The following is a 23,228-nucleotide window of genomic DNA, read 5'->3' on the forward strand; positions in this document are numbered from 1 at the left end:
GGACTTTCCTTGCCTTTTGAACCGGCTTTCCGGAGAGGAGTGAACCTGTCTCCCCAAGACACCGTCCTAGAGGGCGCAATGTCGCCGGATGCCGGATTGGCACCGGGTTCAAGGTCTCTCGCAGAACCACGGGATGCGATGTCTGTCAGGATAGATGGGGAATTGTCGGGCGAGGTTCCGGGCCGAACAGGCCGGACGCGGCGCATACTCCGCGGTCCGAGCCCCGAGGCCGTCCCCGCCCTGGTCGCCAGGGCCTGCACGCTGGTAGGTCTCCTGGACATCGCCGCGGGCGTCTTCCCGCGCTTCCGTCACAGCCGTATGCACGCCCTCGCGGAGGTGCTGCCCGGCTCGTTCGGCCCGTTCGCCGCGGCGCTCTCGCTCAGCGCCGGAGTGCTCCTGCTGCTGCTCGCCCACGGGCTGCGCCGCCGCAAACGGCGGGCGTGGCGCGCCGCGGTCGCGCTGCTCCCGGCAGGCGCGGCCGCGCAGTTCGCGTACCGCCACTCGTTGATCGGTGTCGTCATCTCGGCCGCGCTGCTCGCACCGCTGCTGCGCCACCGCGATGAGTTCGCGGCGCTGCCCGATCCACGCAGCCGCTGGCGCGCGCTCGCCAACTTCGTTCTCATGGGCGCCGGTTCCCTCGTCCTCGGACTCGTCATCGTCAGCGTCCACGAGAACCGCATGATCGGCGACCCGAGCCTGGCCGACCGGATCAGTCACGTCCTGTACGGCCTGGTCGGCTTCGAAGGCCCCGTCGACTACGCCGGACCCACCTCCTGGACGGTCGCCTTCTCCCTCGGCGCCCTCGGCTGGCTGACCGCCGTCACCACCGTCTACTTCGCCTTCCGCCCCGAACACCCCGCCGCCCGCCTCACGGAGGACGACGAGACCCGGTTGCGCGTCCTCCTGGACAGGCACGGCGGCCGCGACTCCCTCGGCCACTTCGCGCTCCGCCGCGACAAGGCGGTCGTCTTCTCGCCCAGCGGCAAGGCTGCGGTGACCTACCGGGTCGTCTCCGGGGTGATGCTCGCCAGCGGCGACCCCATCGGCGACGTGGAGGCCTGGCCCGGTGCGATCGAACGCTTCATGGACGAGGCCAAGGCACACTCCTGGACGCCCGCCGTCATGGGGTGCTCCGAGACGGGCGGCGAGGTGTGGACCCGCGAGACCGGCCTCGACGCCCTCGAACTGGGGGACGAGGCGGTGGTGGATGTCGCGGATTTCTCCCTCTGCGGACGCGCGATGCGAAACGTCCGCCAGATGGTGAAGCGCATCGAGCGGGCTGGTTACGAGACGCGGGTACGGCGCATCCGTGACCTCGGCGAGGGAGAACTGGACCGGATACGGCGCGCCGCGGAGGACTGGCGCGGCACCGACACCGAGCGCGGCTTCTCCATGGCGCTCGGCCGCGTCGGCGACCCGTCCGACGGGAACTGCCTGATCGCCACGGCGCACAAGACCGACGATCCGCCCGGCCCCTACGGCGACCTGAAGGCCGTCCTGCACTTCGTCCCGTGGGGCACGGACGGTGTGTCGCTCGACCTCATGCGCCGCGACCGCGCGGCCGACCCCGGCATGAACGAACTCCTCATCGTGGCGGCGCTCCAGGCGTCACCCCGCCTCGGCATCAACCGGATCTCGCTCAACTTCGCGATGTTCCGCGCGGCGCTCGCCCGCGGCGAGAAGATCGGCGCCGGGCCCGTGCTGCGCGCCTGGCGCGGACTGCTGGTCTTCCTGTCCCGCTGGTTCCAGATCGAGTCGCTGTACAAGTTCAACGCCAAGTTCCGCCCGCGCTGGGAGCCGCGCTTCGTCGTCTACGGCTCCTCCCGCGATCTCCCCCGCATCGGCTTCGCCGCCATGCAGGCCGAGGGCTTCGTGACCCTGGCCCTGCCCCGGGTGCTGCGCCGCCGCGCACCGGCTCCGCGTCCGTGCTCGCACGCGGTGGCGGAGCGGGGGGTGAGAGCGGCGTAGCCGGCATGCCGGGCGGCGCCCCGCCGAGGGGCCGTTCGCCGGCCGGGAGGGCCGTGGGGCGGGCGGTGGGGCGGGAAACGGACCGCGAGGCGGCCGAGGGCCCCGGCGGGCGGGAGGGCCGCACCCGCGTACGGGGAACCGCTGAGACCGGCAGGGGGCGATTCCGCCCCTCGCGGGAGGCCTAGGCTGGACGTATGAGTATTGAGCGCGGGCGCGGCCGAGTCGCGGGACTGCCGACGTGGGACCGCTGCGCGGTCATGGGGGTCGTGAACGTCACCCCCGATTCCTTCTCCGACGGCGGCCACTGGTTCGACACGACGGCCGCGGTCAAGCACGGCCTGGAGCTCGTCGCCGAGGGCGCCGACCTCGTGGACGTGGGCGGTGAGTCCACCCGCCCCGGCGCCACCCGCGTCGACGAGGCGGAGGAGCTCAAGCGCGTCATCCCCGTCGTCCGCGGCCTCGCCTCCGAGGGCGTCACCGTCTCCGTGGACACCATGCGCGCCTCCGTCGCCGAGCAGTCACTCGCCGCGGGCGCGGCCCTCGTCAACGACGTCAGCGGCGGCCTCGCCGACCCCGCGATGATCCCGGCCGTCGCGGCCGCGGGCGCCCCCTTCGTGGTCATGCACTGGCGCGGCTTCCTGGCGGGCGGGAACGTCCAGGGGGCGTACGAGGACGTGGTCTCCGAAGTCCTCGACGAACTGCACGCACGCGTGGAGGCCGTTCTGGCGGGCGGCATCGCCCCCGACCGCGTCGTCGTCGACCCCGGGCTCGGTTTCTCCAAGGACCCCGAGCACGACCTGGCCCTCCTCGCCCACCTCGACCGCCTCCGCGCCCTCGGTCACCCCCTGCTGGTCGCGGCCTCCCGCAAGCGTTTCCTCGGCCGTGTACTGGCCGGTCCCGAGGGCGCCCCGCCACCCGCGCGCGAGCGCGACGCCGCCACGGCCGCCGTCTCGGCGATCGCCGCCCAGCAGGGCGCCTGGGCGGTCCGCGTGCACGAGGTACGCGCCACCGCCGATGCCGTACGGGTCGCGCGCGCCGTCGAGGGTGCCCGGACCGGCGGGGCGTCGGACGCCGCCGGCGGTCCGGCCGCAGAGGGAGCCCGGTGAGCACACCGCGTACCGACGTCGAGCAGGTCGAACTCGCCAACACCGCGTTCTACGAGGCGATGGAACGGGGTGACTTCGAGGAACTGTCCTCGCTGTGGCTGGCCCCGCTGGACACCTCCGACGACGACTTCGAGGGCGAGGGCGCGGTCGTCTCCTGCGTCCACCCCGGCTGGCCCGTCCTCAACGGCCGCGGCGAGGTGCTCCGCTCGTACGCGCTGATCATGGCGAACACGGAGTACATCCAGTTCTTCCTCACCGACGTGCGCGTCTCCGTCTCCGGCGACACGGCCCTGGTCACCTGCACCGAGAACATCCTCAGCGGCGGACCGGCTCCCGACGACAGCGACGAGCTCGGCCCGCTCGTCGGCCAGCTGGTCGTCGCCACGAACGTGTTCCGCCGTACCGCCGACGGCTGGAAACTCTGGTCCCACCACGCCTCCCCCGTGCTGGCCGAATCCGGCGAGGAAGAGGACGAGGACACCGCCGGTTGAGTGGGTATACGGCCCGCGGGGACCAATAGGTGGTTGGAATCACCAGCCCGGGGTAGGGGCGGCTACCAACCCGTGAGCCGCCGTGTTCCCCAGGGGAAACGCCCGGTGAAGCCTCGTGGCCTTCGCCCGGCGCCCGCCTCCGTGGGCGAACGTTGTCAGTGCCCGCAGGTAGATTCGTTCGAGGCCGGTGTGCCGACCGCATTCGGCGCACAACGGCCGTCACCGACGATTGCAGGAGTGATTCGCGTGGATCGTGTCGCGCTGCGCGGCCTCAAGGCCCGCGGGCACCACGGCGTCTTCCAGAAGGAACGCGAGGAGGGCCAGACCTTCATCGTGGACCTGACGCTGGGCCTGGACACCCGGCCGGCCGCGGCCGACGACGACCTGGCGAAGACCGTGCACTACGGCATCGTCGCGGAGGAGGTCGTCGCCGTCGTCGAGGGCGAGCCCGTCGATCTCATCGAGACGCTCGCCGAGCGCATCGCCCAGACGTGTCTCAAGCACGACGAGGTCCACGAGGTCGAGGTCTGCGTCCACAAACCGGACGCGCCGATCACGGTCCCCTTCGACGACGTGACCGTCACCATCATCCGGAGCCGAGTATGACCGCGTCCTTCACCGAGGGTCAGAGCGACCCGACCGTCCAGCCGGTGCCCGCCTCCGTGGTCGAGCAGGTGGACGCCGCGGACACGACCCTGTCCAACCCCAGGCGCGCGGTGATCTCCCTCGGTTCGAACCTGGGCAACCGCCTGGAGACGCTCCAGGGCGCCATCGACGCCCTGGAGGACACCCCGGGCGTCCGGGTCAAAGCAGTCTCCCCCGTCTACGAGACGGAGCCGTGGGGCGTCGAACCGGGCAGCCAGCCGTCGTACTTCAACGCGGTCGTGGTGCTCAGGACCACCCTCCCCCCGTCCTCGCTCCTGGAGCGGGCGCACGCGGTCGAGGAGGCCTTCCACCGCGTCCGGGACGAGCGCTGGGGCCCGCGCACGATCGACGTGGACATCGTGGCCTACGCCGACGTCGTCTCCGACGACCCGGTACTGACCCTCCCTCACCCCCGCGCCCACGAGCGGGCCTTCGTGCTCGCCCCCTGGCACGACGTGGATCCCGAGGCCCAGCTCCCCGGCCGCGGCGCCGTCGCCCAGCTCCTGGCCGCCGTCACCCGGGACGGCGTCACGGCCCGCCCCGACCTGGAACTCCGGCTGCCCGAGTAGTCGTTAAGGTCAAGACGACCACACGCCGGCCGGCCCGACACAGGCCCCGGCCACAGGCGGGCTACCGAAGGGGCATCGTGAAAGAGCTGCGCATCAGGACACTGGCCGCCGTGTTCGTGGTGGCCGGAGTGCTGTCCTGGGCGGGCGCCCGCCTGTGGGCCGCGGTGGGCACGCTGCCCCGGGTCCCGCTGGCCGCCCCCATCGTCCTGGCCCTGATCGCGATCGTCCTTCTCGCGACGGCACTCTCACTGCGGGCCCGCCTCAAGGCGCAGCGTGAGCGCCGCCCCGGTGCCAAGGGCGTCGATCCGCTGATGGCCGCCCGCGCGGTCGTCTTCGGCCAGGCGAGCGCCCTGGTGGCCGCCCTGGTGGCGGGCATGTACGGCGGCACGGGCGTGTTCCTCCTGGAATCCCTGGAGGTCCCCGCCCGCCGCGACCAGGCCATCTACGCAGGCCTCTCCGTCGTCGCCGGAATCGGCGTGATAGCGGCGGCCTTCTTCCTGGAGCGCGTCTGCAAGCTCCCGGAGGACGACGACGAGCACCACGGCGGCGTCGCTCCGGTGGCCTAGGGGCCCGAAAGCAGGCCCGCCTGTGGGCCTGCCCGGCGTCCGTCCCGGCTAGCGGGCCATGATGAGGCTCATCGCCTCGTTGCGCGTCGCGGCGTCCCGCAGCTGTCCGCGCACCGCCGACGTGATGGTCTTCGCGCCCGGCTTGCGGATGCCGCGCATGGACATGCACATGTGCTCGCACTCGACGACCACGATCACACCGCGCGGCTCCAGGATCTCCATCAGGGAGTCCGCGATCTGTGTCGTCAGCCGCTCCTGCACCTGGGGGCGCCGGGCGTAGACGTCGACCAGGCGGGCCAGCTTGGACAGGCCGGTGATCTTGCCGCTGGTGGCCGGGATGTAGCCCACGTGCGCGACCCCCCTGAACGGCACCAGATGGTGTTCACAGGTGCTGAAGACCTCGATGTCCTTCACCAGGACCATCTCGTCGTGTCCGAGGTCGAACGTCGTCGTCAGCACGTCCTCGGGCTGCTGCCACAGGCCCGCGAATATCTCCTTGTACGCCCGCGCCACCCGCCCCGGCGTCTCCCTCAGGCCCTCGCGGTCCGGGTCCTCGCCGACAGCGATCAGGAGCTCCCGTACGGCGTTCTCGGCACGCTTCTCGTCGAACTCTCCGATAACTCCCTCGCCGTCCAGCGTCACGGGGTCGGTCATCTGGTCCTCGTTCCTGTGGATCCTGCGCGTGCCTCGACGCGTCCAAAAGGTGCGGGCACACGAAAATGCCGCGCCCCCCAGGCTAGAACCTGGGGGGCGCGGCATACATTCCGGGCCTGGTGAGGCGGCCGGGAGCCGAACGATGTCAGCTCTCGGTGCGGTCCTCCGGGGCCGCGTCCGCCGCCGGGACGGACTCCGTCGCGGCGGCGATGGCCGCCGCCGAGCCGTTCGCCCCGTTCGTCAGTGACAGCTCCTTGGGGGAGAGCACCGGCGGGCGGGTGGACGGCGTGCGACGGGAGGAGCCGGTCCACGCGGGGCGGGCCGGGCGCTTCACGATGGGAGCGAAGACCTCGGCGATCTGCTCCTTGCTCAGCGTCTCCTTCTCCAGCAGCTGGAGCACCAGCGCGTCGAGGACGTCACGGTTCTCGACCAGGATTTCCCAGGCCTCGTTGTGCGCGTTCTCGATGAGCTTCTTGACCTCTTCGTCGACGAGCGCGGCGACCTCTTCCGAGTAGTCGCGCGGGTGCGACATCTCCCGGCCCAGGAAGGGCTCGGTGTTGTCGCCGCCGAACTTGATCGCGCCCAGACGCTCGGTCATGCCGTACTGCGTGACCATCGCGCGAGCGGTGGTCGTGGCCTTCTCGATGTCGTTCGCGGCGCCGGTGGTCGGGTCGTGGAAGACGAGCTCCTCCGCCGCGCGGCCGCCCAGCATGTACGCGAGCTGGTCCAGCATCTCGTTGCGCGTGGTGGAGTACTTGTCCTCGTCCGGCAGGACCATCGTGTAGCCGAGGGCACGGCCGCGCGAGAGGATCGTGATCTTGTGGACCGGGTCGGAGTTCGGAGAAGCCGCCGCGACCAGGGCGTGGCCGCCCTCGTGGTACGCGGTGATCTTCTTCTCCTTGTCCGACATGATCCGGGTCCGCTTCTGCGGGCCCGCGACCACACGGTCGATCGCCTCGTCCAGCATGGAGTTGTCGATCAGCTTCTGGTTGCTGCGCGCGGTGAGCAGCGCCGCTTCGTTCAGCACGTTCGACAGGTCGGCACCCGTGAAGCCGGGGGTCCGACGCGCCACAGCGGACAGGTCGACGTCCGGAGCGACCGGCTTGCCCTTCTGGTGGACCTTGAGGATCTCCAGACGGCCCTGCATGTCCGGGCGGTCGACCGCGATCTGGCGGTCGAAGCGGCCGGGGCGCAGGAGGGCCGGGTCGAGGATGTCGGGCCGGTTCGTGGCGGCGATCAGGATGACGCCGCCCTTCACGTCGAAGCCGTCCATCTCGACGAGCAGCTGGTTGAGGGTCTGCTCGCGCTCGTCGTGACCACCGCCGAGGCCGGCGCCGCGGTGGCGGCCGACCGCGTCGATCTCGTCGACGAAGACGATCGCCGGAGCGTTCGCCTTGGCCTGCTCGAACAGGTCACGGACTCGGGAGGCACCGACACCGACGAACATCTCGACGAAGTCGGAACCGGAGATGGAGTAGAAGGGAACGCCGGCCTCACCCGCGACGGCGCGTGCGAGCAGCGTCTTGCCCGTACCAGGAGGCCCGTAGAGCAGGACGCCCTTGGGGATCTTCGCTCCGACGGCCTGGAACTTCGCCGGCTCCTGGAGGAACTCCTTGATCTCGTGGAGCTCTTCGACAGCCTCGTCCGAGCCCGCGACGTCCGCGAACGTCGTCTTCGGGGTGTCCTTGGTGATGAGCTTCGCCTTGGACTTCCCGAAGTTCATGACCCGGGAGCCGCCGCCCTGCATCTGATTCATCAGGAACAGGAAGACGACGACGATGAGGACGAAGGGAAGCAGAGACAGCAGGATGCCCACGAAGGGGTTCTGCTTGGACGGCGAGACGGTGTAGCCGTCCGGGATCTGCTTGTTCTCGTATTTGTTCTGGAGTGTGCTGGCCAGGGACACGCCCTGGTCGCCGATGTAGCTCGCCTGGATCTTCGAGCTGCCGTCAACCTTCTCGCCGTCCTTCAGCGAGACCTTGATGACCTGCTCGTCGCCAGTGGTGATCTTGGCCGACTCGACCTGGTTGTCGTTGATCGCCTTGACGACCTGGCCGGTGTCCACCGTCTTGTAGCCGCCGGACGAACCGACGACCTGCATCAACACGACCACGGCAAGGACGGCCAGCACGATCCACATGACCGGCCCACGGAAGTATCGCTTCACGTCCATCCATACGGAGCGGAGCCGCCCCGTCCCTCCTGCCATAGTGAGTTTGATAAAGACTGTTCTTCGGACGGTACCCCAGCATTGTCACCCGAAGCCGCAGGGGACTGCTGGCAATCCCGTCCACGCATGCTCCAACGGCGGGAAACCCGCTGGGGTTCCCGAACGTCCTGGAAGGACTGAGCCGCCCTCAGAAAGGGGGCGCTCAGCCGCCGTAGACGTGAGGCGCGAGCGTACCGACGAACGGGAGGTTGCGGTACTTCTCGGCGTAGTCCAGGCCGTACCCGATGACGAACTCGTTCGGGATGTCGAAGCCGACCCACTCCACGTCGATCGCGACCTTGGCCGCGTCCGGCTTGCGCAGCAGCGTGCACACCTTGAGCGAGGCGGGCTCGCGGGAGCCGAGGTTGGAGATCAGCCAGGACAGGGTCAGCCCTGAGTCGATGATGTCCTCGACGATCAGGACGTGCTTGCCCTTGATGTCGGTGTCGAGGTCCTTGAGAATCCGCACCACGCCGGAGGACTGGGTGCCCGCGCCGTACGACGACACGGCCATCCAGTCCATGGTGACGGGGGTGGACAGCGCACGCGCGAGGTCCGCCATGACCATCACGGCGCCCTTGAGCACTCCGACGATCAGCAGGTCCTTGCCCGCGTACTCCGCGTCGATCTTCGCGGCCAGCTCGACCAGCTTCGCGTCGATCTCTTCCTTGGTGATGAGCACCGACTTGAGGTCGGTGCCCATGTCTTTCGCGTCCACCCGCATCACTTTCGGTCGTCCGTCCCACTTTTTTGGGCTCGTTCACCTACGGGGCGCCTGTGTTGGCGGCGGTCCCCTTCGGCTCACCCGCGCACGGCCGGTCGGACCGCCCGCGACCCGAGTGAAGGGGTCCCGGGGAGCCGCGTGAGCGGCCCCGGTGCAGGGTCCGGTTTCAGCCTTGCCGAATCACCAGTCTGCCACCCTGGCGCTGAGCGACGACTTTGCCCGGGAGATTGATGGCCCCCTGACCGCGCCATCCGGTGATCAGCCGGTCGATTTCCTCGATGTGGCGGGCGAACAGCGAACCGGCCGGAGCGCCCGCCTCGATGGCCGCGCGGCGCAGGATCCGGCGGCGTACGGCGGGCGGCAGGGCGTAGAGCTTGGCGCACTCCAGGAGGCCGGCGGCGTCGCGCACGGACGCCTCCGCCTGACTGGCCCACGCGTCTAGGGCGTCGGCATCGTCCCGGGAGAGCTGGGCCGTACGGGCGAGTGCCTCGACGACTCCCTTGCCGAGCGCCTTCTCCAGGGCGGGCAGGCCCTCGTGGCGGAGCCGGGAGCGGGTGTAGGCCGGATCGGCGTTGTGCGGGTCGTCCCAGACCGGCAGCGACTGGACCATGCACGCCTTGCGGGCGGTCTGCCGGTCCAGGTGCAGGAAGGGGCGGCGGTAGCGGCCGTCGGCCCCCGAGACCGCAGCCATTCCGGACAGGGAGCGGATGCCGGAGCCGCGGGCGAGGCCGAGCAGGACCGTCTCCGCCTGGTCGTCGCGGGTGTGGCCGAGGAGGATCGCGGTGGCGCCATGGTGCTCGGCGGCGGAGTCCAGGGCGGCGTACCGGGCGTCGCGGGCGGCGGCCTCGGGGCCTCCGTCGCGGCCGACGGTGACGGCGATGGACTCGGCCGGGGCGAGCCCCAGCTCGGTGAGGCGCAGCACGACTTCGTCGGCGCGCAGGTCGGAGCCGGGCTGCAGACCGTGGTCGACGGTGATGCCACCGGCGCGGATGCCGAGTTTGGGGGCTTCGAAGGCGAGGGCGGAGGCGAGCGCCATGGAGTCGGCGCCGCCGGAGCACGCGACGAGCACGAGCGGCGCGGGGGGCGCCTCACCGCCCGGTCGCGGCAGGGAGCTCGCGGGATGCCCGTCGTGTGTGGACCGGGCGGGCGCGGGCATGCTGCGTCGTGTCCCGGGCGCGGGTACGCGCTCCGCGTCGGGCGCGCAGGGGCGCGCGGCACCGCGTGCGGGCGTACGCCGGGTGTCGGGGGTGGGCGGTTGCTCGGTCAGGATGTCGTGGAGTACGCGGCGGACCGCCAGGCGTATCGCCGCGACCGCAGGATGGGGACCCATGTCCGGTTCCCTTCATGAAGTTTTCGGGGGGTTAGCCCGGGATCGGTCACTCAGAGTGTGTCGATGGTGACAGAACCGGGGCGTTCCCCGAGCATTGCACGCCTACCCATGCCCCACGGTCCCTCGGACGGGTGATTGGAGGGGCGTTTGCCTGCCATCGGCCGGATTCCTTTCACGACCGTCCCGTAGGGTTCACGACTCCGCCTTGCGGTGCACCCGCGCGACCCAGTCCGCCGGTTTGGCGATCTCCGCCTTGGTCGGGAGGGTGTTCGGAGAGGTCCACACACGGTTGAAGCCGTCCATGCCGACCTCGTCGACGACCGCCCGCACGAACCGCTCGCCGTCCCTGTACTGCCTGAGTTTGGCGTCCAGGCCGAGCAGCTTGCGCAGGGCGAGGTCCAGCCGGGAGGCGCCCCTGGCGCGGCGCTGCTGGAACTTCTCGCGGATCTCGGCGACGGAGGGGACCACGGCGGGTCCGACGCCGTCCATCACGAAGTCGGCGTGTCCCTCCAGGAGGGACATGACGGCGGTGAGCCTGCCGAGGATCTCCCGCTGCGCTGGCGTCTGGACGATTTCCACGAGGGAACGGCCGCCGTCGTCCTCCTCGGTGTCGGGGCGGGAGCCGGCGAGCGACTGGGCGGCTTCCCGGATGCGTTCCAGGACGGTCATGGGGTCGACTTCGGTCTCCCCCAAGAAAGACTGGATTTCGCCCTCCAGGTGGTCGCGCAGCCAGGGCACGGCCGTGAACTGGGTGCGGTGCGTCTCCTCGTGGAGGCACACCCACAGGCGGAAGTCGTGCGGCTGGACGTCGAGTTCGCGCTCCACGTGCACGATGTTCGGGGCGACCAGCAGCAGCCTGCCGCCGCCGTTGCCCGAGCCGGTGGGGCCTCCGGCGGGCAGGTCCCGCGTCGCGGGGGCGAACGTCTCGTACTGCCCGAGGACCCTCGACGACAGGAACGACAGCAGCATGCCCAGCTCGACGCCGGTGACCTTGCCGCCGACGGCGCCGAGGACGGCTCCGCCCGGGGAGCTGCCACGCCGTTCCTGCATCTTGTCCAGAAGGGGCTTGAGGATCTCCCGGAACCCGGCGACGTTCGCCCGTACCCAGCCGGGGCGGTCGACGACGAGGACAGGGGTGTCGTGCACGACGTCGTCACCCATACGGGTAAAGCCCCGGACGTGTTCCTCCGAGGCCTTGGCGTGCCGGCGCAGCTCCGCGACGATGGCGCGGGCCTCGTCGCGGCTCACCTCGGGGCCCGGCCGCACGAGTCGGGTCGCGGTCGCCACCGCGAGATTCCAGTCGACCATCCCAGTAGATGCAGCACCACCGATGCTCGTCATGCGTCAACCGTACGTGAGCGGGTCCGGCTGCGGTTAGGGGTACGGCGCCGTATGCCCCCCGGGCGAGGGGCCGGTGGTGCTCCTGGTGCTCGCGGGTCGGGCGGGTCGCGCTCTCCCGGCGTGCGGCTACCGGCAGCCGCACGCCGCCAGTGCCGTCGCCGTGCGGTCCAACGCCGCCCGCGCCTCCAGGGGGTTCGGGGGGTGGGCCTCGTCGGAGGTCAGGAAGGCGAAGGCCAGGAGCCGGCCGTCCTTGTCGACGACGGTGCCGGCGAGGGTGTTGACGCCGGTCAGGGTGCCGGTCTTGGCCCGGACGACGCCGGTGGCGGTGGGGGCGTCGGCGTACCGGGTGCTGAGGGTGCCGGTGAAACCGGCGACGGGCAGGCCGGTGAGGACCGAACGGAGTTCGGGGTGGGCCGGGTCCCCGGCCTTGGCCAGCAGGGCGGCGAGCAGGTCGGCGGAGAGCTTGTCGGCGCGGTTCAGACCGCTGCCGTCCGCGAACTGCGCACCGGACAGCGGGAGTCCCAGCTTCTTCAGCTGGGCACGGATCGCCTTCGCGTCGCCTTCGAAGCTGGGTTCCTCGCCGGTGGCGATGGCCACCTGGCGGGCCAGCGCCTCCGCGATGTCGTTGTCGCTGTTGGTCAGCATCCGCTCGACCAGGGCGGACAGCGGCGGCGAGGAGACGGAGGCGAGGGCCTGCGAGCGGCTCGTCGCCTTCGAGGGGCCGGGCGATGTCGTCTTGATGCCGGAGTCGTGGAGCAGGTCCGCGAACTTCCGCGCGGCGTCCGCCGCCGGGTCCGGGGCGCGCCCGGCCGTCCCGCTGGTCGTGTCGTTCTGGCGGCCCTCGTCGGCCATCAGGGCGGTGACCTTCGCGATGTTCTCGTTGACGCCGATGGGGTGAAGGTCGGGGCCGGTGTACAGCGAGGTGTCGTAGGAGAGCGTCACGTGGTCCATGTGACGGGCCTTCAGGGCGGTGGCCGTCTTCTCGGCGAGGGTGCGCAGGTCCGCCCAGCCGTCGGCGGGCTTGCGGGCGGTCAGCGTCGGGTCGCCTCCTCCGACGAGCACGAGCTCCTTGGTGTCGGGCTCGAGGACCGTACGCGTCCGGATGCGGTGGTCGGGGCCCGGTGCCGTGAGGGCGGCGACGGCGGTGGCGATCTTCGTGGTGGAGGCGGGTGTCTGGACCTCTTCGGCGCCCTTGCCGTAGAGCCGCTTGCCGGTCGCCACGTCGACCACGACGGCGGTGCGCAGCGAGCCGAGGACGGGGTTGTCCAGGAGCGGGTCGAGGACGTCCTTGAGGGCCTTCTCGGCGGGCGCGGGCACGGCGCCCGCCGAGCCGCCGAGTCCGGCCAGGACGGAGGCGGCGCTGGGCGCGGGCCGGGGTGACGTTCGGGGCGTACGGGATTTACGTGCGTGATCTGTGCCACCCTCCGGCTCCCGCGATGCGGCCCAGTCGCGCTCGGCCGTACGCTGACCGGTGGAGTCCCAGGGACCGGCCGCGGTCACCGCCCCGGCCGCGAGGGCCAGGCCCACGGTGGCGGCGACGGCCGTGAGCTGCGGTGTCGTGAACCGAACGGCACGTGGCCGCATGGCTTGGGTGACCCGCGCCACACGCGGTTTCACCGTCCGCGCGACCCGCACCACATGCGGTCTCGCGGCCCGCCAAGCCCTCAGCTCTGGCACGACCACCAGCCCCTTTCGCGATCACCCACCTGCGTGAGGGACACTTAACCACCAGAACTATGTGCTGATCATGGAGGAGCCACCGGTGGAGTTCGACGTCACGATCGAGATTCCGAAGGGTTCACGGAACAAGTACGAGGTGGACCACGAGACCGGTCGGATCCGTCTGGACCGTCGACTCTTCACCTCGACCAGCTACCCGGCCGACTACGGCTTCGTCGAGAACACTCTCGGCGAGGACGGCGACCCGCTGGACGCCCTGGTCATCCTGGACGAGCCGACCTTCCCGGGTTGCCTCATCCAGTGCCGCACCATCGGCATGTTCCGTATGACGGACGAGGCCGGCGGCGACGACAAGCTGCTGTGCGTCCCGGCGCACGACCCGCGTGTGGAGCACCTGCGCGACATCCACCACGTGTCGGAGTTCGACCGCCTGGAGATCCAGCACTTCTTCGAGGTCTACAAGGACCTGGAGCCGGGCAAGTCCGTCGAGGGCGCCAACTGGGTCGGCCGCACCGAGGCCGAGGCCGAGATCGAGCGTTCCTACAAGCGCCTCAAGGATCAGGGCGGTCACTGACCTCCCCCTCGGGTGGTCAGCGACCTCCCTCGCTTCCGAACGGGCCGCGCGATCCCTATGGGGGTCGCGCGGCCCGTTCGTGTATCCGTACGCATACTGAGGCATACGGAAGGCAAGTAGGAGAACCACACGGACGCGAAAGGCGAGGCTGGAGTTGGTGGCGGACCCGGAAGCGGAAGACCGCAAGCCGCAGTCGGACGAGGCGAGGAGTGCTTTCAGCCCGCCCGCCGGTGTGGCGGCGCCGGGACCGGCGGTGGCCGACGAGGAGTCGTCGACGACATCGGAGTTCGCGCTCCCCGATGGCCTCGACGCTCTGCAGCCGCCCGGGCCGGAGCAGGAGGGCTCGGCGTTCAGCACTCCGCGCACCTACAGCGCCAGGCAGGCGCCGCCCGCCTTCACACCGGCGACCGGCATCCCGCTGGTCAGCCTGACCAAGGACGCGCCGTGGCAGGACCGGATGCGCACGATGCTGCGCATGCCGGTGACCGAGCGGCCCGCGCCCGAACCGGTGCACAAGGAGGACGACTCGGGGCCCGCCGTCCCGCGCGTGCTCGACCTGACCCTGCGCATCGGCGAGCTGCTGCTCGCGGGCGGTGAGGGCGCCGAGGACGTGGAGACGGCGATGTTCGCCGTCTGCCGCTCCTACGGGCTGGACCGCTGCGAGCCGAACGTCACCTTCACCCTGCTGTCGATCTCGCACCAGCCGTCCCTGGTGGACGACCCGGTGACGGCGTCACGGACCGTACGCCGCCGGGGCACCGACTACACGCGCCTGGGGGCCGTCTACCGACTCGTCGACGACCTGAGCGACCCGGAGACCGCGATCTCGCTGGAGGAGGCCTACGGGCGCCTCGCGGAGATCCGGCGCAACCGGCACCCGTATCCCGGCTGGGTGCTGACCGCCTCCGGCGGGCTGCTCGCCGGCGCGGCCTCCGTCCTCGTCGGCGGCGACGCGATCGTGTTCGTCGCCGCGGCGCTCGGCGCGATGCTGGGCGACCGGCTCGCGTGGCTGTGCGCGGGGCGCGGGCTGCCGGAGTTCTACCAGTTCACGGTGGCCGCGATGCCGCCCGCCGCGATAGGGGTCGCGCTCACGCTGGCGCACGTGGATGTGAACGCCTCCGCGGTGATCACCGGTGGGCTCTTCGCGCTGCTGCCGGGGCGGGCACTCGTCGCGGGGGTGCAGGACGGGCTGACCGGCTTCTACATCACCGCGTCCGCGCGGCTGCTCGAAGTCATGTACTTCTTCGTGGGGATCGTCTCCGGCGTCCTGCTGGTGCTCTATTTCGGCGTGAAACTGGGTACGCAGCTCAACCCGGACGCGGGGCTGAGCCTCTCCGAGCGGCCGGTGCTCCAGATCGCCGCTTCCATGCTGCTGTCGCTCACCTTCGCGATCCTGCTCCAGCAGGAACGGTCGACCGTCCTCGCGGTGACCCTCAACGGCGGCGTGGCCTGGTCGGTGTACGGGGCGATGCACTACGCGGGCGGGATCTCGCCGGTGGCCTCCACGGCCGTCGCCGCGGGCCTGGTGGGTCTCTTCGGGCAGCTGCTCTCGCGCTACCGGTTCGCGTCCGCGCTGCCGTACACGACGGCCGCGATCGGGCCCCTGCTGCCCGGTTCGGCGACCTACTTCGGTCTGCTGTCGATCGCCCAGAACGAGGTCGACAAGGGCCTGGTGTCGCTCACCAAGGCGGCGGCCCTCGCCATGGCCATCGCGATCGGCGTGAACCTGGGTTCGGAGATCTCGCGGCTGTTCCTGCGCCTGCCGGGCGGCTCCGCAGGCGGGCGGCGGGCCGCCAAGCGGACACGCGGGTTCTGAGGACCGGCCCCGGGAGGACCGGCCCGGGACGCCGGTCGAGGGACGTCGGGCCATCCGGGGGCGGGAGCCTCAGTTCTGCGCGGGGCCCTGGCCGTAGCGGTACTGCTCCGAGCCGTACTGCTGCTGCGGGTGGCCCTGGGGCTGCTGCTGGGGCGGGTAGGTCCGGCCCTGGTCGTAGCCCTGGTCGTAGCCCTGCTGGTAACCCTGGTCGTACTGCTGGTCGTAGCCGTAGCCCTGGTCCGAGCCGTACGGCTGCTGGTACGGCTCCTGGTGCTGCTGCTGGTGCGGGTAGCCGTTGCCCTGCTGGCCCTGCTGGCCCTGCTGGCCCTGGTGGTTGCCCTGATGGCCGTAGCCCTGGCCGTGGCTCCCGCCCTGGTTCCCGTACGCGTCGTGTCCCTGGTTCCCGTGGTTCCCGTACGACCCGTCGTGACCCTGGTGGCCGTACGACTGGCCGTGGCCCTGGTAGCCGTACGACGAGTCCTGGCCCTCCTGGACCGGCGGAACGCGCAGCGGCCTGGTCGCGTCGTCCATGACGGGCGCGGCGGGGCGGGTGCGGTCGGCCGCGGGCTGGGCCGGGACGGACTCCTGGGGCGGGTTCTTCTTGGCCTGGGAACGGGCGCGCAGGAACTCGATGATGATCGGGACCACCGAGACGAGGACGATCAGGATCAGGATCGCCTCGATGTTCTTGTTCACGAAGTCGATCCCGCCGAGCCAGGAACCGAGCAGCGTGACGCCCGCGCCCCACAGGATGCCGCCGATGATGTTGAAGATGAGGAAGGGCCGGTACTTCATGCCGCTGACGCCGGCGATGATCGGCGTGAACGTGCGCACGATGGGCACGAAGCGGGCCAGCACCAGGGACTTGGGCCCGTACTTCTCGAAGAACTCGTGGGCCTTGACCACGTTCTCCTGCTTGAAGAGGCGGGAGTTCGGGCGGGTGAAGAGCGAGGGTCCGACCTTCTTGCCGAAGAGGTAGCCCGCCTGGTCGCCGAGGATCGCGGCGAGGCAGATCAGCGGGATCGCCGCCCACAGCGGGAAGTCCATGGTGCCCGCGGTGATCAGCAGACCGCAGGTGAACAGCAGCGAGTCGCCCGGCAGGAAGAAGCCGATGAGCAGGCCGGACTCGGCGAAGACGATGAGCAGCAGGCCCCAGATGCCGAAGTTGTCCAGGAGCGTGTTCGGATCCAGCCAGCTGGGACCGAGGGCAAGCGTCGTCACGGTTCCGGGCTCCTGAGGGGTGAAGGGAGGTACGGCGGTCCTGTACGGCCGACCAAAGCTATCAACGCAATGTGTCCACGCCAGGTTCCACCCGTGACTCCAGGATGCACTGTGCGGCGACTGGGACAAAGCTGTGAGCCATGGGCATCGATGAATACGGCGGCGGCCAGGGTCCCCACGCGGACGTCCTGGTCGTGACGACGAACGACGTACCCGGCCATCGCGTCGAGCAGGTCATCGGAGAGGTCTTCGGCCTCACCGTGCGCTCGCGCCATCTGGGCAGCCAGATCGGCGCGGGTCTGAAGTCGATGATCGGCGGTGAGCTCAAGGGGCTCACCAAGACGCTGGTGGAGACCCGCAACCAGGCCATGGAGCGGCTTGTGGAGCAGGCACGCGCGCGGGGCGCCAACGGCGTGCTCATGTTCCGCTTCGACGTCTCCGAGGCGGCGGACGTGGGCACGGAGGTGTGCGCCTACGGCACGGCCGTGGTCCTGGTGAAGGAGTAGCGCGTACCGGTAGGGGGCGCCCGCAATTGCGGACGCCCCTTACCGGCGCCGACGGCACCTCCCCCGCGCGGGCGGCACGGCGGGGCACGCCTGCGCGGGGCGGCGCCCGACCGGGCCGGCGCCCGTCGCCGTCACGGACGCCTTCCGGGTCAGGCTTCCCGGGAGTGCCGGGTGGCGTTCGCCGTGATCGCGTCCCTCAGGTGCTCGGCCAGCCCCGGCCGCATGGAGTCGTAGAACTCCTTGAACCGCTCGTCGGCCACGTACATGTCGCCGAGCCCCTGGTGGATCTCGTAGGTGCACGCGTAGAACCACCGGGTGATGGGCAGCCGGTGCTCCTCGGCCATGTCCATGACCCGCTCGCCGTCCGGCAGCTCGCCGGCCTCCATCAGGGCGTCGTACCGCTCTCCCCAGGAGGCCACCTCGGCCTGCATGCGCTTCCAGTCGTCCTTGGTGTAGCGGGCGGCGCGGCGCTGCGACTCGGCGTACGTATCCGTGCCGCCCCAGCGGCGCTCGGCCTCCTCCGCGTGCGCCTCCGGGTCCTTGTCCCCGAAGACCTCGAACTTCTCCTCGGGCGTGAGGTTGATGCCCATCGTGCGTGCCTCCATGGCGTGCTCCACGGCCGCGGCCATCTTCTGCAGCTTCTCGATCCGGGCGGTCAGCAGGTCGTGCTGGCGGCGCAGATGCGCGCGCGGGTCCGCTTCCGGGTCGTCGAGCAGGGCGGCGACCTCGTCGAGCGGGAAGCCGAGCTCCCGGTAGAACAGGATCTGCTGCAGCCGGTCGAGGTCGGCGTCGTTGTAGCGCCGGTGACCCGCATGGCTGCGTTCGCCGGGCGCGAGGAGACCGATCTCGTCGTAGTGGTGCAGGGTGCGCACCGTGACGCCGGCGAATCCGGCGACCTGGCCCACTGGGTAGCTCACTTCCGCTCCTTCCTCGTTACGCCCTTCACGATGAGGCCTGACGTGACGTGAGGTGCAAGCCCGGAATTCGGGGGTCCGGCGCGAACGCCCGGGATGTTATGTCCGTTTCGCACGTTTAGGGTGAGCCCGTGACCCACGACGCGGCTCCCCCGGGACCGGCCCCCGCCCGGGCGAGGCCCGCACGGACACTGCTGCCGCTGTTCCTCCCGGCCGTGGCCGTCGGAGCGGTCTCGAGCCTCCTCTACGTGGGTGTGAGCAAGCTCGCCGACCAGCTCAAGGACGTGTTGTGGAAGGACCTCCCGGACGCGCTCGGCATCGGCGGGTACTCCTCCCTCTGGATGATCGTCATGCTCACCAGCACCGGCATCCTGGTCGGTCTGGTGGTGTGGAAGGCGCCGGGGCACGCGGGCCCCGACCCGGCCACCGTGGGGCTCCAGGCGGAGCCGATGGCCCCCTTCATCCTGCCCGGGCTGCTGGTGGCGACCGCGCTGATGCTGGCGGGCGGCCCGAGCCTCGGCCCCGAGAACCCGATCATCGCCACCAACGTCGCGCTGGCGTTCTGGGCGGGCCGCAGGTTCGCGCCCGCGGCACCCGGCGCGCTGTGGGTGATGCTGGCCGAGGCGGGGACGATCGGCGCCCTGTTCGGCACGCCGGTCGCGGCGGCCCTGGTCATCTCCGAAGCGCTCGCAGGACGGCAGATGAAGGGCCTGCTGTGGGACAACCTCTTCGCGCCGCTGACGGCGGCGTCGGTGGGCTCGATGACCACGGCGCTGATCGGCCATCCCAGCTTCGACCTGGATCTGCCCCCGCTCGGTGATCCCGGCTGGGCCGATGTGCTGTCCGCGCTGGTGATCGCCTCCGCCGCGGCGGTGCTCGGCATGGCCGCGGTCTACCTCTTCCCCTACGCCCACAAGGCCTTCTCGCTCCTGCGCCACCCCATGCTGGCCCTGCCCGTCGGCGGGCTCGTCCTCGGTCTGCTGGGTTGCCTGGGCGGCCCGCTGACGCTGTTCAAGGGCCTGGACCAGGTCGCCGAGATCGCCCGGCACCCGGACGACTATTCGGCGGGCCGGTACGCGCTGATGGCCGTGGTGAAGCTCGCCGCGCTGGTCGTCGCGGCGTCCTGCGGGTTCCGGGGCGGCCGGATCTTCCCGGCCGTCTTCGTCGGCGCCGCGTTCGGCCTGTGCGCCCACGCGCTCGTGCCCTCGGTCCCGTCGTCGCTGGGCCTGGCCGCCGGAGTGCTGGGCACGCTCCTCGCGATCACTCGGCAGGGCTGGGTGAGCCTCTTCACGGCCGCCGTCCTGGTGTCCTCGCCCACGATCATCGCCCTGCTCTGCATCGCCTCGCTGCCGGCCTGGCTGCTGGTGACCGGACGGCCCCAGATGCAACTGCACGAGGACGGAAGTCCGCTCCGATGAACCACCGGAGAACCGCATCCCCGATGAACCACCGGGAACCCCACATCCGATGAACCAAGGGGACGCCCCGTCCCGCTGAACCGTTGGGAGAAGCCCATGCCGCTCCATCAGGGCCACCAGACGCCCGATGAACGCCCGATGTCCGTCAACCCGTTCTACGGCGAGACCAATCCGGTCAGCGGCATGATCGAGGCACCGCCGAAGCACCGGCTCCCCGACGGCCCGCTGCCGCCCACGACGGCACTCCAGATCGTCCACGACGAGCTCATGCTGGACGGGAACTCCCGGCTGAACCTGGCCACGTTCGTCACCACCTGGATGGAACCGCAGGCCGGGATCCTGATGGCGGAGTGCCGGGACAAGAACATGATCGACAAGGACGAGTACCCCCGCACGGCCGAGCTGGAGCGGCGCTGCGTGGCCATGCTCGCCGACCTGTGGAACGCGCCGGACCCGTCCGCCGCGGTGGGCTGTTCCACCACCGGTTCGAGCGAGGCGTGCATGCTCGCCGGCATGGCGCTCAAGCGGCGCTGGGCGCAGCGCAACGCTGACCGCTACCCGGGTGCGCGGCCCAACTTGGTCATGGGCGTGAACGTCCAGGTGTGCTGGGAGAAGTTCTGCAACTTCTGGGAGGTCGAGGCCCGACAGATCCCCATGGAGGGCAACCGGTTCCACCTCGACCCCGAGGCGGCGGCCGAGCTGTGCGACGAGAACACCATCGGCGTCGTCGGCATCCTCGGCTCCACCTTCGACGGGTCGTACGAGCCGATCCAGGAGCTGTGCGCGGCACTGGACCGGCTCCAGGAGCGCACGGGCCTGGACATCCCGGTCCATGTCGACGGCGCGTCCGGGGCGATGGTCGCGCCCTTCATCGACGAGGACCTGGTCTGGGACTTCCGGCTGCCCCGGGTCTCGTCGATCAACACCTCGGGGCACAAGTACGGCCTGGTCTACCCGGGTGTCGGCTGGGCGCTGTGGCGGACGGCCGCGGAACTGCCCGAGGAACTGGTCTTCCGGGTGAACTACCTGGGCGGCGACATGCCGACCTTCGCCCTCAACTTCTCGCGCCCGGGAGCCCAGGTCGTCGCTCAGTACTACACGTTCCTGCGGCTGGGCCGGGCCGGCTACCGGGCGGTGCAGCAGACGACCCGGGAGGTGGCCCGCGCGCTGGCCGAACGCATCGACTGTCTGGGCGACTTCCGGCTCATCACCCGGGGCGACGAGTTGCCGGTGTTCGCCTTCACGACGGCGCCCGAGGTGACCGCGTACGACGTCTTCGACGTGTCCCGGAGGATGCGCGAGAGCGGCTGGCTGCTGCCCGCGTACACGTTCCCCGAGAACCGCGAGGACCTGTCCGTGCTGCGCGTGGTGTGCCGCAACGGTTTCACCTCCGACCTCGCCGACCTCTTCGTCGAGGACCTGAGCCGGCTGCTGCCCGAACTGCGCCTCCAGCCGCATCCGATGACCCACGACAAGGGGGCGGCGACGAGCTTCCATCACTAGGGGCTGTGGTCCGGGCCGCGGTCGGCGCTCCGGGGGAGCGGCGGGTGCCCGCCCGGCCTCGCGGCGCCGGGCGGGCGAGGTGTTCCGCTAGTGGCTCAGGCGGGCGAATCGCCGGACCGCCAGAGGGAAGAAGACCGCGAGCAGGGCAAGGGGCCAGAGAACCGCCGCCCCGATGTGACCCGGCTCCCCGCCCGGTCCGCCGAACAGGTCGCGCACGGCCGTCGCCGTCTGGGACATCGGGTTCCATGCGACGACCGTGCCCAGCCAGCCGGGCATGGAGTCGGGGACGGCGAAGGCGTTGGACAGGAAGCCGACGGGCCAGACCAGGATCTGCACGGCCTGCACCATCTCCGGCTTCCCGGCCACCATCGCCAGGTGGATGCCGATCCACAGCATCGCGAAGCGGAAGAGCAGGAGCAGGCCCATCGCTGCGAGGAACGCGCCGGGCGTGCTGTCGGCGCGCCAGCCGATCGCGTACCCGACCCCGGTCAGCACGGCCAGGCCCACGGCCGACTGGAGCATGTCGGCGGCCGAACGGCCCACCAGGACCGCGCCGTTGGCCATCGGCATGGAGCGGAAACGGTCGATGACGCCCTTGTTGAGGTCCTGGGTGACGGCCAGCATCGTGCCCTCCAGACCGAAGGCCATGGTCAGGGCAAGCATCCCCGGCACCAGGTAGTCGACGTAGTCGCCCTCGACCCCCCGGCCGCCGCCGACGAGGTAGCCGAACATCAGGAGCAGCATCACGGGGAAGACCAGGCCGACGGCGACCTGGACCGGTTGCCGTGCCCAGTGGGCGAGTTCGCGGCGGGTCATGGTCCAGCAGTCGGAGAGGAGACGGCCGCCCTCACGCTGTCCCCGGGGTTCCCCGTGCCGCCAAGGACCCCGGTTCCTTGCGCGGTTGGTGTCGTACGTCGTGCTCACACGGCCTCCTTCACTCGCTGCTCGTCTCCGGTGAGGTGCAGGAACACCTCGTCGAGTGTCGGCCGCCGCAGCGCGATGTCCTCCGCCTCGATCCCGGCCTCCTCCAGGGCGCGTACGACCGCGGCGAGGGCCGCCATGCGGTCGGTGACCGGGGCGCTCAGCAGCCGGCGGTCCGTGTCGACCGAGACGCCCTCCCCGGGGAACGGCAGCAGGGCCACGGCGGCGCCCAGCAGTCCCGCGTCGCGCAGCACCACGTCGATGCGGTCGCCGCCCGTCCGGGACTTCAGTTCGTCCGCCGTGCCGTCCGCGATGACGCGTCCGCGGTCGACGACCGAGATGCGGTCGGCGAGCTGGTCCGCCTCCTCCAGGTACTGCGTGGTGAGCAGCACCGTCGTGCCGCCGCCGACCAGGGAGCGCACCGCGGCCCACACCTCGGCCCGGCCGCGCGGGTCGAGCCCGGTCGTCGGTTCGTCCAGGAACAGCACCTCGGGGTCGGTGATGAGGGAGGCGGCCAGGTCCAGGCGGCGCCGCATGCCGCCGCTGTACGCGCGGACCGCCTTGCGGCCGGTGTCGGCGAGGCCGAAGCGTTCCAGGAGCTCACCGGCCCGCTCGCGCGCGGCGCGGGCGCCCAGGTGGTGGAGGCGCCCGAACATCTCCAGGTTCTGCCGGCCGCCGAGTTCCTCGTCGAGCGCGGCGTGCTGGCCGAGCAGGCCGATGCGTGACCGCACCCGGCGGGCCTCGCGCACCAGGTCGTGCCCGGCGACCTCCACCCGGCCGCTGTCCGGCCGCAGCAGGGTGGACAGGACCCTGACCAGGGTCGTCTTGCCCGCGCCGTTGGGGCCGAGCACCCCGTGCACCGTGCCGTACCCGACCCGCAGGTCCAGTCCGTCCAGCGCGTGTCTGTCCCCGTACCGCTTGCGTACGCCTTCGGCGACGATCGCCTCGGTCATCCCGCTCCCTCCGCTCCGGCAGCCCGCTCCCGGCCCACTGCCCGGAAGCAGTATTCAAACTTGACTACTGCCATGTCGCGGAGGGTATGCCCGGCCGGAGCATTAGTCAAACTTGATGA

Annotated in this window: 21 protein-coding genes; 11 read left to right on the top strand and 10 right to left on the bottom strand. The window is 70.8% G+C overall.

Translation table 11 applies throughout. The features are described from left to right. The first annotated feature begins 162 nt into the window (after nucleotides 1–162). The 6 genes from OOK38_RS11465 to OOK38_RS11490 all read left to right on the top strand — a co-directional run bounded on the left by OOK38_RS11465 (nucleotide 163) and on the right by OOK38_RS11490 (nucleotide 5,345). The gene (locus OOK38_RS11465; protein ID WP_266761232.1) at nucleotides 163–1,968 is read left to right on the top strand and encodes a phosphatidylglycerol lysyltransferase domain-containing protein; all 1,806 of its coding nucleotides are present in this window, start codon (nucleotides 163–165) and stop codon (nucleotides 1,966–1,968) included. Nucleotides 1,969–2,162: 194 nt separating this feature from the next. Continuing rightward, entirely contained in the window at nucleotides 2,163–3,074 is a 912-nt protein-coding gene (gene folP / locus OOK38_RS11470) for a dihydropteroate synthase (protein ID WP_266761230.1), read from the top strand. Next, nucleotides 3,071–3,565, top strand: a complete 495-nt coding sequence (locus tag OOK38_RS11475) for a nuclear transport factor 2 family protein (protein WP_266761229.1) — start codon at nucleotides 3,071–3,073, stop codon at nucleotides 3,563–3,565. Before folP ends, OOK38_RS11475 begins: the two co-directional genes overlap by 4 nt. Before the next feature lie 246 nt (nucleotides 3,566–3,811). Then, nucleotides 3,812–4,171 carry a dihydroneopterin aldolase gene (gene folB, locus OOK38_RS11480; protein WP_266761227.1) on the top strand — a complete coding sequence of 120 codons (360 nt, stop codon included), beginning with the start codon at nucleotides 3,812–3,814 and terminating at the stop codon, nucleotides 4,169–4,171. Continuing rightward, nucleotides 4,168–4,779: a 2-amino-4-hydroxy-6-hydroxymethyldihydropteridine diphosphokinase gene (gene folK, locus OOK38_RS11485; RefSeq protein WP_266761225.1), complete on the top strand. Its 612-nt coding sequence runs from the start codon at nucleotides 4,168–4,170 to the stop codon at nucleotides 4,777–4,779. Before folB ends, folK begins: the two co-directional genes overlap by 4 nt. 77 nt (nucleotides 4,780–4,856) lie before the next feature. Further along, nucleotides 4,857–5,345: a DUF3180 domain-containing protein gene (locus tag OOK38_RS11490; protein WP_266761223.1), complete on the top strand. Its 489-nt coding sequence runs from the start codon at nucleotides 4,857–4,859 to the stop codon at nucleotides 5,343–5,345. Between the two features lie 48 nt (nucleotides 5,346–5,393). On the opposite strand, the gene folE is transcribed toward OOK38_RS11490, so the two are convergent. From folE to dacB, 6 genes are all read right to left on the bottom strand, one after another. Then, nucleotides 5,394–5,999, bottom strand: a complete 606-nt coding sequence (folE, locus tag OOK38_RS11495) for a GTP cyclohydrolase I FolE (protein ID WP_266761221.1) — start codon at nucleotides 5,997–5,999, stop codon at nucleotides 5,394–5,396. A 145-nt stretch (nucleotides 6,000–6,144) separates the two neighbouring features. Next, nucleotides 6,145–8,172: an ATP-dependent zinc metalloprotease FtsH gene (ftsH, locus tag OOK38_RS11500; protein WP_266761219.1), complete on the bottom strand. Its 2,028-nt coding sequence runs from the start codon at nucleotides 8,170–8,172 to the stop codon at nucleotides 6,145–6,147. A gap of 199 nt (nucleotides 8,173–8,371) precedes the next feature. Then, nucleotides 8,372–8,932, bottom strand: coding sequence for a hypoxanthine phosphoribosyltransferase (hpt, locus tag OOK38_RS11505; RefSeq protein ID WP_261704688.1), 561 nt, complete (start codon nucleotides 8,930–8,932; stop codon nucleotides 8,372–8,374). A gap of 166 nt (nucleotides 8,933–9,098) precedes the next feature. Then, nucleotides 9,099–10,262 carry a tRNA lysidine(34) synthetase TilS gene (tilS, locus tag OOK38_RS11510; RefSeq protein ID WP_266761217.1) on the bottom strand — a complete coding sequence of 388 codons (1,164 nt, stop codon included), beginning with the start codon at nucleotides 10,260–10,262 and terminating at the stop codon, nucleotides 9,099–9,101. Between the two features lie 192 nt (nucleotides 10,263–10,454). Continuing rightward, entirely contained in the window at nucleotides 10,455–11,603 is a 1,149-nt protein-coding gene (locus tag OOK38_RS11515; RefSeq protein WP_266761215.1) for a zinc-dependent metalloprotease, read from the bottom strand. Between the two features lie 126 nt (nucleotides 11,604–11,729). After that, a complete protein-coding gene (dacB, locus tag OOK38_RS11520; protein WP_323178797.1) occupies nucleotides 11,730–13,187 on the bottom strand; it encodes a D-alanyl-D-alanine carboxypeptidase/D-alanyl-D-alanine-endopeptidase in 1,458 nt (485 codons plus the stop codon). Between the two features lie 178 nt (nucleotides 13,188–13,365). Between dacB and OOK38_RS11525 the strand changes: the two genes are divergently transcribed. Together OOK38_RS11525 and OOK38_RS11530 are read left to right on the top strand one after the other, a co-directional pair. Further along, nucleotides 13,366–13,857, top strand: a complete 492-nt coding sequence (locus OOK38_RS11525; RefSeq protein WP_266761211.1) for an inorganic diphosphatase — start codon at nucleotides 13,366–13,368, stop codon at nucleotides 13,855–13,857. 157 nt (nucleotides 13,858–14,014) lie between these two features. Continuing rightward, complete coding sequence (locus tag OOK38_RS11530; RefSeq protein ID WP_266761209.1) at nucleotides 14,015–15,673, top strand: threonine/serine exporter ThrE family protein; 1,659 nt, start codon at nucleotides 14,015–14,017, stop codon at nucleotides 15,671–15,673. A 69-nt stretch (nucleotides 15,674–15,742) separates the two neighbouring features. Here the strand turns inward: OOK38_RS11530 and OOK38_RS11535 are convergent, their stop codons facing one another. Next, entirely contained in the window at nucleotides 15,743–16,894 is a 1,152-nt protein-coding gene (locus OOK38_RS11535) for a DedA family protein (RefSeq protein WP_266761207.1), read from the bottom strand. Between the two features lie 140 nt (nucleotides 16,895–17,034). On the opposite strand from OOK38_RS11535, the gene OOK38_RS11540 reads away from it, so the two are divergent. After that, nucleotides 17,035–17,400 carry a YbjQ family protein gene (locus tag OOK38_RS11540; protein WP_103552693.1) on the top strand — a complete coding sequence of 122 codons (366 nt, stop codon included), beginning with the start codon at nucleotides 17,035–17,037 and terminating at the stop codon, nucleotides 17,398–17,400. A 149-nt stretch (nucleotides 17,401–17,549) separates the two neighbouring features. Here OOK38_RS11540 and OOK38_RS11545 read toward each other — a convergent pair whose 3' ends face one another. Further along, nucleotides 17,550–18,317, bottom strand: coding sequence for a MerR family transcriptional regulator (locus tag OOK38_RS11545; protein ID WP_266848390.1), 768 nt, complete (start codon nucleotides 18,315–18,317; stop codon nucleotides 17,550–17,552). A 128-nt stretch (nucleotides 18,318–18,445) separates the two neighbouring features. Here OOK38_RS11545 and OOK38_RS11550 point away from each other — a divergent pair, with 128 nt between their 5' ends. Beyond that, nucleotides 18,446–19,732, top strand: coding sequence for an ion channel protein (locus tag OOK38_RS11550; protein ID WP_266761201.1), 1,287 nt, complete (start codon nucleotides 18,446–18,448; stop codon nucleotides 19,730–19,732). 96 nt (nucleotides 19,733–19,828) lie between these two features. Then, nucleotides 19,829–21,235, top strand: a complete 1,407-nt coding sequence (locus OOK38_RS11555) for a glutamate decarboxylase (protein ID WP_266761199.1) — start codon at nucleotides 19,829–19,831, stop codon at nucleotides 21,233–21,235. Nucleotides 21,236–21,322: 87 nt separating this feature from the next. On the opposite strand, the gene OOK38_RS11560 is transcribed toward OOK38_RS11555, so the two are convergent. Continuing rightward, nucleotides 21,323–22,051 (bottom strand): ABC transporter permease, encoded by a 729-nt coding sequence (locus OOK38_RS11560; protein ID WP_266765788.1) that lies wholly within the window; start codon nucleotides 22,049–22,051, stop codon nucleotides 21,323–21,325. 104 nt (nucleotides 22,052–22,155) lie between these two features. Further along, complete coding sequence (locus tag OOK38_RS11565; protein WP_266761197.1) at nucleotides 22,156–23,109, bottom strand: ATP-binding cassette domain-containing protein; 954 nt, start codon at nucleotides 23,107–23,109, stop codon at nucleotides 22,156–22,158. Nucleotides 23,110–23,228 lie beyond the last annotated feature (119 nt).

The organism is Streptomyces sp. NBC_00568 (assembly GCF_026341855.1).
In the GTDB taxonomy this organism is placed as follows: Bacteria; Actinomycetota; Actinomycetes; order Streptomycetales; family Streptomycetaceae; genus Streptomyces.